This window comes from Acidocella sp., assembly GCF_027352905.1.
Lineage (GTDB): Bacteria > Pseudomonadota > Alphaproteobacteria > Acetobacterales > Acetobacteraceae > Acidocella.
Genome location: NZ_DAIEIF010000055.1, coordinates 17378 through 27360, shown reverse-complemented (window position 1 = coordinate 27360; position 9983 = coordinate 17378). Strand labels below are relative to the sequence as shown.

19 protein-coding genes are annotated in these 9983 nt (G+C 62.0%); 14 read left to right on the top strand and 5 right to left on the bottom strand.

All coding sequences use genetic code 11. The features are described from left to right. The 3 genes from M7H45_RS10740 to M7H45_RS10730 all read right to left on the bottom strand — a co-directional run. A partial coding sequence (locus M7H45_RS10740) for a hypothetical protein (protein ID WP_298216816.1) occupies nt 1–237 on the bottom strand: 237 nt, incomplete at its 3' end. A gap of 371 nt (nt 238–608) precedes the next feature. Continuing rightward, entirely contained in the window at nt 609–1154 is a 546-nt protein-coding gene (locus M7H45_RS10735) for a GcrA family cell cycle regulator (RefSeq protein ID WP_298216814.1), read from the bottom strand. Then, on the bottom strand, nt 1151–1375 hold the full coding sequence (locus M7H45_RS10730) for a hypothetical protein (protein ID WP_298216812.1): 225 nt from the start codon (nt 1373–1375) through the stop codon (nt 1151–1153). Before M7H45_RS10730 ends, M7H45_RS10735 begins: the two co-directional genes overlap by 4 nt. Nucleotides 1376–1438: 63 nt before the next feature. Between M7H45_RS10730 and M7H45_RS10725 the strand changes: the two genes are divergently transcribed. Next, nucleotides 1439–1681, top strand: a complete 243-nt coding sequence (locus tag M7H45_RS10725) for a hypothetical protein (RefSeq protein WP_298216809.1) — start codon at nt 1439–1441, stop codon at nt 1679–1681. Nucleotides 1682–1875: 194 nt separating this feature from the next. On the opposite strand, the gene M7H45_RS10720 is transcribed toward M7H45_RS10725, so the two are convergent. Together M7H45_RS10720 and M7H45_RS10715 are read right to left on the bottom strand one after the other, a co-directional pair. Next, entirely contained in the window at nt 1876–2286 is a 411-nt protein-coding gene (locus M7H45_RS10720) for a hypothetical protein (protein ID WP_298216808.1), read from the bottom strand. Nucleotides 2287–2424: 138 nt separating this feature from the next. Beyond that, nucleotides 2425–3003 carry a hypothetical protein gene (locus M7H45_RS10715; RefSeq protein WP_298216807.1) on the bottom strand — a complete coding sequence of 193 codons (579 nt, stop codon included), beginning with the start codon at nt 3001–3003 and terminating at the stop codon, nt 2425–2427. Between the two features lie 427 nt (nt 3004–3430). Between M7H45_RS10715 and M7H45_RS10710 the strand changes: the two genes are divergently transcribed. The 13 genes from M7H45_RS10710 (at nt 3431) to lldD (ending at nt 9983) form a co-directional block, all read left to right on the top strand. Continuing rightward, complete coding sequence (locus tag M7H45_RS10710) at nt 3431–3745, top strand: helix-turn-helix domain-containing protein (RefSeq protein ID WP_298216806.1); 315 nt, start codon at nt 3431–3433, stop codon at nt 3743–3745. Between the two features lie 82 nt (nt 3746–3827). Next, nucleotides 3828–4124, top strand: a complete 297-nt coding sequence (locus M7H45_RS10705; protein WP_298216805.1) for a hypothetical protein — start codon at nt 3828–3830, stop codon at nt 4122–4124. Between the two features lie 2 nt (nt 4125–4126). Then, nucleotides 4127–4420: a hypothetical protein gene (locus M7H45_RS10700; protein WP_298216804.1), complete on the top strand. Its 294-nt coding sequence runs from the start codon at nt 4127–4129 to the stop codon at nt 4418–4420. A gap of 60 nt (nt 4421–4480) precedes the next feature. After that, nucleotides 4481–4696, top strand: a complete 216-nt coding sequence (locus M7H45_RS10695) for a hypothetical protein (RefSeq protein ID WP_298216802.1) — start codon at nt 4481–4483, stop codon at nt 4694–4696. Beyond that, nucleotides 4696–4968, top strand: a complete 273-nt coding sequence (locus M7H45_RS10690; RefSeq protein ID WP_298216801.1) for a hypothetical protein — start codon at nt 4696–4698, stop codon at nt 4966–4968. The genes M7H45_RS10695 and M7H45_RS10690 overlap by 1 nt, the downstream gene beginning before the upstream one ends. Continuing rightward, a complete protein-coding gene (locus M7H45_RS10685; protein ID WP_298216799.1) occupies nt 4965–5132 on the top strand; it encodes a hypothetical protein in 168 nt (55 codons plus the stop codon). Before M7H45_RS10690 ends, M7H45_RS10685 begins: the two co-directional genes overlap by 4 nt. A gap of 44 nt (nt 5133–5176) precedes the next feature. Then, nucleotides 5177–5485, top strand: coding sequence for a hypothetical protein (locus M7H45_RS10680; RefSeq protein ID WP_298216797.1), 309 nt, complete (start codon nt 5177–5179; stop codon nt 5483–5485). Between the two features lie 54 nt (nt 5486–5539). Further along, nucleotides 5540–5971, top strand: coding sequence for a hypothetical protein (locus M7H45_RS10675; RefSeq protein WP_298216795.1), 432 nt, complete (start codon nt 5540–5542; stop codon nt 5969–5971). 101 nt (nt 5972–6072) lie between these two features. After that, complete coding sequence (locus M7H45_RS10670; protein ID WP_298216793.1) at nt 6073–6393, top strand: hypothetical protein; 321 nt, start codon at nt 6073–6075, stop codon at nt 6391–6393. Continuing rightward, a complete protein-coding gene (locus tag M7H45_RS10665; protein WP_298216791.1) occupies nt 6390–6746 on the top strand; it encodes a DUF4326 domain-containing protein in 357 nt (118 codons plus the stop codon). Before M7H45_RS10670 ends, M7H45_RS10665 begins: the two co-directional genes overlap by 4 nt. A gap of 595 nt (nt 6747–7341) precedes the next feature. Next, on the top strand, nt 7342–7983 hold the full coding sequence (locus tag M7H45_RS10660) for a tyrosine-type recombinase/integrase (RefSeq protein WP_298216790.1): 642 nt from the start codon (nt 7342–7344) through the stop codon (nt 7981–7983). A 9-nt stretch (nt 7984–7992) separates the two neighbouring features. Beyond that, the gene (locus tag M7H45_RS10655; protein ID WP_298216789.1) at nt 7993–8769 is read left to right on the top strand and encodes an exodeoxyribonuclease III; all 777 of its coding nucleotides are present in this window, start codon (nt 7993–7995) and stop codon (nt 8767–8769) included. 77 nt (nt 8770–8846) lie between these two features. Further along, nucleotides 8847–9983, top strand: coding sequence for an FMN-dependent L-lactate dehydrogenase LldD (gene lldD, locus M7H45_RS10650; protein ID WP_298216788.1), 1137 nt, complete (start codon nt 8847–8849; stop codon nt 9981–9983).

The following is a 9983-nucleotide window of genomic DNA, read 5'->3' as shown; positions in this document are numbered from 1 at the left end:
GGCCGCGGCGGGCGCGGCTTCGGGCGGCTCCGCAACCTCGCGCGGGGAGAGCGCGCGCTCCGCCGCGCTGGCCGGCGGCAGGGTTCCATGCGACTTGCGGCCAAAATACATGCCCGCCAGCGCCCTGGTCGAGCCTATCCGCGCCCCGGGCAGCGCGTTCACCGCCGCCAGAATCTCGCCCCAGGGTTTATTTTGCGCGCGCAGATCGACCATGAGCCGCAAGCGCTCCGGCGTCATCTCACCCTTGGCGGCGGGTTTCGCCGGCGGCGGGGGAGGATTCGGGGGCGGGGCCGCGTCAGCCGCGCCCGCGGCGCAAGCTGCTGATTTCGCCGCGCCACCCGGCGGCAATAAGCGGGAAGTTACGGAGGAGTCGCGGGAGTTTTGCCCCGATTCGCCCCGGGCCGGTGTGGCGCTGGCGGGTGTGGGGCTGGTTGGGACTGCTCCTCCCGCCAGCGCCTCGCCCAGAGAGGATACGGAGGCTCCTGGGCGATCTGGGACCGGTCCTTCCATGAAAGCCATATTTGCCGGAACGAGGCAAGCCCGGAGCGCCTTCATCAAAATCTCAAATTGCGCGGTGGTGAGCCCCGCCAAGCGTAAGGTGATATCCATCATGCCGCCCGGCTCCGTTCGCCTGGCAACGCGAGCGCATCGTCATGGGCCTGCACCGCCTTATCCAGGCTCTCCGGGCGGATATAGGCGATGGCAACATGCGCCGGGCAATAAACCCGCCCCGGCGCGCTGGGAGCCTGACAAAACCGGAAATCCGGCTGCTTGGGATCGCCCAGCGGCCAGCAGCACGGGGACGCGCGCGTCTTGGCCGCCTTGGGGGCAACAGGCGGGCTCTCGGCCTGCGCCGCGCGCACGCGCTCGATCGGGATCACCGCCCCCAGCGTCACGCCGCGATCGAGCCGCTCGACCTTGGACGCTGGCGGCGCGGCTGGAGGGGTTGCCGGCGCGGCGGATGCGGTTTGTTCGGGGCCAGCCTTGCGGATAATGGGCGATGGCCGCCTGGGCAGATCCATGCGATGCGCATGCCCAACCACGGCATTCTTGGAAATGCCAAGCGCCTCGCCGATGCGCGCGACGCTCATGCCCGTTGGCCATAGCTCGCGGATGCGCGCCTTGATCCTGTCGCTGCTTCTCCGCCCTGTCATGGCGCGCTCGCCGCCAGCTCGAAAACCCGGCGCAGCTGACGCACCGTATCCACGCAGCGCTCGATCATGCGGCAGCTTTCCCAGGCTTGCCGGCGAAACGGCGCATAATCATCGGCGGGAGAGATGCGGCTATGCGCGAGAATCGCCTGCGCCAGATTGGTTTGCATTCGCGCGATCAGCGCATCGATCTCGATCAGCTTGACGCTCGCCTCCAGGCTCATTCCCCGCCCCCGCCGCCATCGCTCGCCGTTGCGGCGTCCAAACCAGCAACAGGCGGCAATAACATGACTGATTTCGAGATCGAGACGCGCGCGGCCATCCACGCCCACAGCATGCTAATCACTATGGCTCTCCAATCCTTGGTGAACGCCGGCTTCGTGAAAAAGCGGGGCCTGATTGAGCGCTGCGACAACGCACACATCGCCGCTGCTTCTCAGCGCGCCATTTCTGGAGACGGGCTCCAAATCGCTGCGCGCGGCCTGGAGATTGCACAATCTTTGTTAAGACAGCTTCTTCATAAGCAATAAATGAAGAATTCTGGAGCCGGTCCATATCCTGCGCCCGGGCCATGGATTGCACAATTTCTGCTAAGACAGCTTCTGCATAAGCGCCAAACAACGAAGGTTCCATCAAACCGCCTCCAACATGCCGCAATCTGCGGAAAGCCGGGTAATTTCCTTCGGATTTCCGCTAAAAATCAGAAAGACGCTTGCTTCCAGGCTCATTCCCCGCCCTCCTCGGCCTTGAGCGCGATCAGCGCTTCGAGCGAGGCGCGGGCCAATTCCCCCAGATCGCGCAGCACCGCCTCCACGGCGTGGCGGCTGCGCTCATGCTTGGCCTGGCTCATCAGATCGACCACATCCGCCAGCAGCTTGCCGCTATCCATCGAGACTTCCTTGAGGCAGGCGGCCAGCTCATGCGGCGCGCGGCCATCCAGCGGCATCAGCTCATAGCCCAATATCCGCGCCATCGCCGCGGTCACCCGCGGCGTGCCGCCAATCGCCTCCAGATCCACCGCCACATCGAGCGGCGCCAGTTTTTCGGGCGTATGGATATCGCCGTAAGCGGAAATCTGGCTCTTGCCGACGCGCGTGCAGCTGGCGGCGGCATCCACCCCGCCCACATCGCTCACCACAGCTTGAAGGCGGTCTTGAGCGCGTTGACATGCTCGGGATTGCACTTGCGGGCCATCAATACCCCCCTGATTGATCGAAGTTTTTGCAATTCAAATAACCGCCTCTTTGGCGTGAAACCGGCTTGGGCGGAGCGGTCATAGCGGCGGATTTATGGATTGTGAGCGAGACAACGCCGGGAATATCGATGCAATATGCCCAATACTCTCCCGAAGACTTTCTCTCAGCGCGCGATCGGCGTCCGAAGCCGTAGCATCAGAAAGGCCCAGGGAATGCCCTTCAAGGAAAACCTCAGGATCGCGGCAGCGGAAGGCTATTGCCGCCGCTTCCTTGTTTTTCGCATCGATCAAGCGGTGCCAGATTCTGGCATGAAGCGCGGAAAGAACGATGGTTTTACCATCATACGAAATGCGAGACCGGCCATCAGGCATGGATTCGGTAACAAACTCTCCTGCCGGGGCGCTGCTTGCCGGCTCGCTTGCTTTTGCCGAACCGTTGGCCTTCCGCCCAAGCCGCGCCGCTTCGAGCAGGCGGTTCGCCAGGCGCTCGGCAAGCGCGGGCGAGAGATGAAATGTTAAATCCTCCACCTCGTCCCGCCTGAGTCGCAGCAAAACCGTCCGGTCATAGGACAACACCTCCACCCGATAATGGAGGTGGCGGATGGCAGCGATGCCATCGGCGGGGTTCTGGTTGCTGGAGCCTGACGGCGGGCTCATGTTTTCCTCCGGGGTAAGAGTTGGCTCAAGCGGCATGGGAAAAAACCCGCGCAAAGGACGGCTTCCGCATGACAAGCCTATGTTTCAGATGGAATTTTGCGCTCATGCGATCCCCCAGCCTACGCAGCCTCATCAGCCGCGCGAACAAAATCTTCCGGAGTAACGAGGCCGCCTGTAATGCGTTGAATTGCCACCGCCACACCAACAGGAGGCAACCGTTTTCCGAGGGCGTATCGGCATATATTAGGTGCGGATTGCCCCAACAGCGCGCCGAACTCCCGATACGTCTGTTTGGTCTCAGAGAGATAATCTATGAGTTTCATGAGGCCATTGTTGTCATATCGGCAACTTTGTTGTCAATCTTAAAATTGCCAATGTTGCAATTACGGCTGACGACCGCCATTTCGCGGCACCGTACAATGTTGCCATGAATACGGCATCCCTTTCCTGGCTTCACCTTGCGACCTGGCGTAGAAAAAAAGGCTTTACCCAAGAACAATTAGGGAACATATTGGGCGTAGGTAAATCTGCCATATCGCGGTGGGAAAACGGCGAGCGCCAAATGAGTCTTGAAGATATCAAGAAAATCGCTGCTATATTTGGCATAGAACCGTTCGCTTTGCTCTTGTCGCCAGATGATTATGAGAAGGCTAAGACAATTCACAATTTTGCGAAACTAATTGATCAAATCGGCCTTGATCGAGCGAACTCTTTAATAGAGGCAATTAAACCGCCCGAATGATGTTTCCATGATGGCAATTTAATATTGACAGTTATGTTGCCTTCATGGCAACTTCGTCTCCATCCACCGATGGAGACACGCCTTGAACCCCTTTCATTCCCCTGAAAACAAGCCAGCCCCGCCCGCCGGGCGCGAACGCGATTATTGGGATGACGTACTCGAAGAGCGCGTCATGGATGAAGTTCGCCTCAGAAGGCTGGCTCTTGAACGATTAACCCAGGGCGCTCATCGCGCCGGGGAAGAAGCCACCGACGCTTCATCCTTGCAAAACCCCACGGATGAGGACCTCAAGCGTCAGATTGAAAGTGATATAGACAAGATTTGCGAGCGTCTGATCGCCGCCCGAGCCGCAAGAGCCGCTCTCGGCGCGGGGGCTTGATCATGACCGCGCAACCAACGCCCGCCGGGCGCGCGCCCTGCTTTTTCTCCGCCAGCATCGAGCCCTTTTCCGCCATGGTGCTGGAGATGAACGGCGCGCCGCTTGGCCTCGGCATCGTCACCCATCGCCTCACGCTCGATGGCCGCCTCACGGGTTACCGCGTGGAGCTTGCAAACGGCGCGCGCCTTACCGTCGCGCCCTGCCAGATTTTCCATGCCGCGAATGTCTGCGCCCCTTCCGCCGGCATTTGGCGGCGGGCAGCGCCAATCGCGCCGGCATCACCGGGCGCGGCGTGAGCGAAAGCGTATTAATAACCATCATATTTATAAGACTTATCAAAATGACGAGAGCAAATCATGGAAGACTCCGATTTTATTTCTCCCAGCGTTCCCGGCGCGGCCAAGGATGATCCGTTGCCAATGCCGCGCGCTTCATCGGCCGATATGCTGCACGGCATCGTGTCGCTTTGCCGCGCTATCGAGGTGCATGTCGGCCCCTGTACAACCGAACAAGCCCTGCTCATCGCCTTCACGCTCGAGGAAATGGGCTTCATCATCGCCAGGAAACCCTGATGAGCGGCCTTGTTGAATACCGCCCGGGGCGGACGCTCGACCTTGGCGGCCTGCCCTGGGGCGCGGGGCGGCTGATCATGTACTCGCTCAAAAACCCCGCCGCCACGGCCGATCTGGTGCTGGCGCTGGCCGATGCCCTGGCGGAAATGCGCGACGCCCTGGGCGAGGGCTCGCTTTATCACGATACCGTGAGCCGCGTGGAGCGCGATCTGCGCGATGCCGCGCCTGATTTCGCGAGAGAAAAATCTGACACTCCGAAGGGGGGCGCATGATCAAGCTGCTTCCCCAATCCCCCGCGCCGCCAAGCGCTGCCGACACGCCAACCCAGCGCGCGGGCAAGCCGGGGCAGGAACCGCCGCAATGGCAGCAATGGCGCGATATGCGGCGCGAGATGGATGAACGGTATCGGGCGGCGACTTATGGAAAAACCCAGTGACCGCAATGGGAGAAAGCAGGCGCGGGAAAAGCGAAGGATCGAAGATGGCCATACAGCGACAACTTCTCGAGACTGTGGCGCGGGCGATTGCCGGCGAACACAATGAATGGTCTTTTTGTTTGGGCGAGGCGGAGGCCGCCATCCGCGCCGTTTTCGACTGGCGGCCAATTTCCGGCGGGCCTGACCCAAGCAAAGCGCCGTGGAATGGCGGGGCGTATATCCTTTATGAGCCAGGATACGATCCCCCGGCGATTGCCGCCGATAAATGGACCGGAGTGGATTGGAGCGTTAATTCAGAGGCTAAGTTTACCCATTATTTGCCGCTTCCGCTTCCGGTGCCGGACGATGACTAGCCGTCAGGCAGCGCGAGGCAGCGACTTAGGAAAAGCCGAGAGGAGCGTGGACCAATGACTGAAAACAACTGGCAATTCAAATCCATCACGTTTGCGGGAGTGGAAAAAATTATAGATGGCCTGGCTTGCGGCGGATTATTTATTTCTGGTCCATATTTCGATGAAGAAACAGGAGTAACCAATCTTTGGAACATCACACACATAAATTCTGGCTATCGAGTGGTGAAATTCGAGGCCGACAGTATCGGACATACTATATATACCGCAAACAAAATTCTTGCGGGCGGAGATTGGACATTTTCTGGCATTGAACCTCCCAATAAAGCCGAACTTGAGGAGGTCGTTAAGGCCGCCATCAAGGAAGCGGCATCGAAGTTTGACGATTTTGATGCGGAACCAAGCACCGTGATGACCAATAAAATCGAGCCGTGCGCGCTGTGCGGGAGGGATATCCAGCCTCTGGTTGGGGCGGACCGGGAGGAATAAAATTGACCGTGCCAACTTGGAAAGATGTTGATTAGCTCGTTGGGCGCTTGGCTTTGCGGATGTCTCTACGCGATGTTCATCTTGGTGCAGAGAGTGCCGCCATGCTACGCTCTCTCCGTGAGGCGCTGGATGAGGCCGAAGCCGATCTGGTTGAAGCCGAGCACGCGCTGGAAAAAGAGCGGCTCGCAGTAGCCTCGATGCAGAAATCCGCGAACGCGCTAGAAGCCCCGATTTTAGAAGCCGCCGCGAAGATTTTGGCGCCACGGCTCGCAAGTGACGGCGATATTGAGGTGATGCGGCGGCGCTTATCTCGTGGAGCGTTTCAAAGTGATTTAGATCAGGCCCGCGCCATGATCGAAGAAGCCGCTAGGCAGATCGACCACCTGCGAGCAATTGGCGCGATACCTGGAGCGACAAGATGACCCCGCTGCGCATCCGGCTATCGCGCGCCAAAGGCTGGCGGATGCCCGAGAATACCGTGAAGGTAGATCGCACCACCGAGCTGGGCAATCCCTTCCGCGTCGGCATCGACGGCGCCCGGCGGGAGTGCGTTCATCTGCACCGCGCGCTGATAGCGGGGCTACTATCCTTAACCAGCAAGGCGACGATCGAAGAGCAGCGCGCCCATAATCACGCCGTTCACGCCGCCATCCCGCACATGCGCGGCAAGAACCTCGCCTGCTGGTGTTCCCTGCCAGCGCCCGGCGAGCCCGATCTCTGCCACGCCGCCACACTCCTGGAGATTTTCAATGATTCCCAAGAACCGCCGCAATAGCGGCAATGGCGCGATATGCGGCGCGAGAGGAATGATCAAGCGGCGCTTTCCTGGAGCGCGGCGATGAATAGCCGGTGGCTTACGGCTGGCGAGGCGGCCATGCGTTTAGGCATCCACCCTGAGCGCCTGCGCCGCCTGGTGCGCGAGGGAATACTTCCGCCGCCAAGCTATGCCCTCGGACCGCGCAGCCCGCGCTATGATCTCGTAGCCCTTGACTCCGCCATGGCGGCGGCGGAAGCGTCACGGGATCCAGATGCCATGGTAGAGGCGTATCTTGCCAAAGAAAAGGCGAAAGCAGCGGGTTGAGCGCCGTACCCTGGCGGACGGGACCGTCGCTGAATACCGCTACGGCCCACGCTCAGTTCGCGCCTCCACCAAGACCGTCGCGCTCATTCTTGGCCAATGGGAGCGCAGCCAGGAATTTCTCGCTCTCGGCCCCAACACCGCCAAGGCATATATCCGCTATGCCACGCCCCTATATGATGCGCTGAAATCCGCCGAGATCGGCAAGGTAAAGCGCCGGCACCTTCTCACCATACGCGACCATATCGCCGCTACGCGCGGCCAGGGCGCCGCGCTCCAATTCTGCAAAATAATGGCGGTCTTCTTCGCTTGGGCCGCCGACCGCGATCTTGTCTCATCCTCGCCCGCCTTTGACCTGAAAGGCCCCCTCCGGCGCGGCGAATGGACGGCATGGACATTGGACCAGGCGCTCAAGGCCGAGGCAGCACTCCCCCGGCATTATGCCCGCGCCGTGTTCCTGGCCCGATGGACAGCGCAAAGGCGCGGCGATCTGTGCCGCATGGCCTGGGCCGATTACCGGGATGATGAAATCCACGTGATCCAGGAAAAAACCGGCGCGGAGCTCTTCATTCCCGTCGCGCCGCCGCTGGCCGAGGCTTTGGCCGTCTGGCGTCAGGACTCGCAGGGATCGACCATCCTGCAACAACCCAACGGCAAGCCGCTATCCCCGGCCAGCCTAAGCGTGCGGCTGCCGAAGGAGTTGCAGCGGATCGGCCTGCCGAGCGGGCTGGGTATTCATGGTCTGCGCAAACTGGCGGCGGCGTGCCTGGCCGACGCCGGGTGCAGCACACACGAGATTGCGGCCATCACCGGCCACGAAACCTTGGGCATGGTGCCGCATTATACCCGCTCGGCGGACCAGCGGATTTTGGGCCAAAAAGCCATGGAACGCTTGGTAAAAACGCAAATTTTGCCAAAATGCGAAAAAACGTAGGAAGTATCTATGCTCAAGATTTCCACCTGGAACGTCAACTCCATCCGCACCCGCGAGGCGCTGGTGGTGAGTTTTCTGGAGCGCGAGCAGCCGGATTACCTCCTCCTCCAGGAGATCAAATGCGAGGCGCACCAATTCCCGGCCATGACCTTCGCCGCGCTCGGCTATCAGGCCGAGATCGTCGGCCAGAAATCCTATAACGGGGTCGCCATCCTTCATCGCGGCGGGGTGGAGGTCACGCATCGCCGCCTGCCGGGCATGTACGAGGCGGACGCGCATGCCCGCTTCATCGAAATTCGCGCGGCGGGGATGCGCGTGGGCGGGCTTTATCTGCCCAACGGCAATTCCGGCGGCGAGGCCGGCTATGAGTATAAACTGCACTGGATGGCGGCGCTGCGCGGCCACGCGGCGGCGCTGATGGAGGATGACGAGGATTTCGTCCTGGCCGGGGATTACAATGTCTGTCCCACCGAGGCGGATCTCGCCCCCGGCTCCCTGCCCAAAGACGACGCGTTGATCCGCCCGCCCACCCGCGCCGCCTTCCACGCCCTGCTACATACCGGGCTCACGGATGCGGTGCGCGCCCTGCACCCGCGCGAGGCGCTCTATACCTATTGGGATTATCAGGCGGGCCGCTGGGACCGGAATATCGGCCTGCGGATCGACCATGCCCTGCTCTCCCCCCGCCTGGCCGAGCGGCTGGTCGCCGCCACCATCCATAAGGACGAGCGCGCCCGGCCCCAGCCCTCGGACCACGTGCCGGTTTCCGTGATGCTCAGCGCCTAGAGGCGGATAACGGCTTGCCATGCCCTGGCTGTGAGCGGGCTCTTTGAGACGCGCCATTCAAGACGTAAAACAACGGCATGATCATCGCTTCCACCGCCGATTTTCGCGAGGCGGCGCGCCGGCGGCTGCCGCCCTTCCTGTTCCACTACGCCGATGGCGGGGCCTATGCGGAGCATACCCTGCGGCGCAACGTCGCGGATCTGGGCGAGATCGCCTTGCGCCAGCGCGTGTTGAAAAACGTGGCGGAATGCGCGCTCAGCACCACCGTGCTGGGCGAGGAGATGGCGATGCCGGTGGCCATCGCCCCGGTGGGGATGGCGGGCATGTATGCCAGGCGCGGCGAGGTGCAGGCCGCCCGCGCCGCCGAGCGGGCGGGCATCCCCTTTACCCTCTCCACCGTCTCGCTCTGCCCGATCGAGGAGGTGCAGCGCGCGGTGAGGCGGCCCATCTGGTTCCAGCTTTACGTGCTGAAAGACCGGGGCTTCATGAAAAGCGCGCTGGAGCGCGCCTGGGCGGCAGGAATCACCACGCTGGTTTTCACCGTCGACCTGCCGGTGCCAGGGGCGCGCTACCGCGACGCCCATTCCGGCCTGGCCGGGCCGCGCGGTCCGGCGAGGCGGTTTTTCCAGGCGCTCCTCCATCCGCGCTGGGCGCTGGATGTCGGCCTGTTGGGCCGCCCGCACAGTCTCGGCAACATCGCCGCCTATCTCGGCCGGCCGGTCGGGCTCGATGATTACACCGCCTGGATCGCCCGCAATTTCGACCCCGCCATTGCCTGGGCGGATGCGCAATGGATTCGCGAATTCTGGAAAGGCAAGATTCTCATCAAGGGCATATTGGATGCCGAGGACGCGCGCGAGGCGGTCAAATTCGGCGCGGATGGCATCGTCGTCTCCAACCATGGCGGCCGCCAGCTCGATGGGGTGCTCTCCACCGCCCGCGCCCTGCCGCGCATCGTGGACGCCGTGAAGGGGGATCTCGCCATCCTCGCCGATTCCGGCGTGCGCTCCGGGTTGGATGTGGTGCGGATGCTGGCGCTGGGGGCGGAGGCCGTGCTGCTGGGCCGCGCCTATGTGTATGCTCTCGCCACCGGCGGCGAGGCGGGGGTGGCGAGGCTGCTCCGCCTCATCGCCCAGGAGATGCGGGTGGCGATGACGCTGACCGGCGCGACCAGGATCAGCGAGATCACCGCCGCGACGCTGGACCGGGCTTGA

Bases quoted from the DNA above. Each gene is read 5' to 3' on its own strand.
- M7H45_RS10735 (WP_298216814.1), bottom strand. From the start codon at position 1,154: ATGACAGGGCGGAGAAGCAGCGACAGGATCAAGGCGCGCATCCGCGAG.
- M7H45_RS10730 (WP_298216812.1), bottom strand. From the start codon at position 1,375: ATGAGCCTGGAGGCGAGCGTCAAGCTGATCGAGATCGATGCGCTGATC.
- M7H45_RS10725 (WP_298216809.1), top strand. From the start codon at position 1,439: ATGACTGATTTCGAGATCGAGACGCGCGCGGCCATCCACGCCCACAGC.
- M7H45_RS10715 (WP_298216807.1), bottom strand. From the start codon at position 3,003: ATGAGCCCGCCGTCAGGCTCCAGCAACCAGAACCCCGCCGATGGCATC.
- M7H45_RS10710 (WP_298216806.1), top strand. From the start codon at position 3,431: ATGAATACGGCATCCCTTTCCTGGCTTCACCTTGCGACCTGGCGTAGA.
- M7H45_RS10700 (WP_298216804.1), top strand. From the start codon at position 4,127: ATGACCGCGCAACCAACGCCCGCCGGGCGCGCGCCCTGCTTTTTCTCC.
- M7H45_RS10695 (WP_298216802.1), top strand. From the start codon at position 4,481: ATGGAAGACTCCGATTTTATTTCTCCCAGCGTTCCCGGCGCGGCCAAG.
- M7H45_RS10690 (WP_298216801.1), top strand. From the start codon at position 4,696: ATGAGCGGCCTTGTTGAATACCGCCCGGGGCGGACGCTCGACCTTGGC.
- M7H45_RS10685 (WP_298216799.1), top strand. From the start codon at position 4,965: ATGATCAAGCTGCTTCCCCAATCCCCCGCGCCGCCAAGCGCTGCCGAC.
- M7H45_RS10680 (WP_298216797.1), top strand. From the start codon at position 5,177: ATGGCCATACAGCGACAACTTCTCGAGACTGTGGCGCGGGCGATTGCC.
- M7H45_RS10675 (WP_298216795.1), top strand. From the start codon at position 5,540: ATGACTGAAAACAACTGGCAATTCAAATCCATCACGTTTGCGGGAGTG.
- M7H45_RS10670 (WP_298216793.1), top strand. From the start codon at position 6,073: ATGCTACGCTCTCTCCGTGAGGCGCTGGATGAGGCCGAAGCCGATCTG.
- M7H45_RS10665 (WP_298216791.1), top strand. From the start codon at position 6,390: ATGACCCCGCTGCGCATCCGGCTATCGCGCGCCAAAGGCTGGCGGATG.
- M7H45_RS10660 (WP_298216790.1), top strand. From the start codon at position 7,342: ATGGCGGTCTTCTTCGCTTGGGCCGCCGACCGCGATCTTGTCTCATCC.
- M7H45_RS10655 (WP_298216789.1), top strand. From the start codon at position 7,993: ATGCTCAAGATTTCCACCTGGAACGTCAACTCCATCCGCACCCGCGAG.
- lldD (WP_298216788.1), top strand. From the start codon at position 8,847: ATGATCATCGCTTCCACCGCCGATTTTCGCGAGGCGGCGCGCCGGCGG.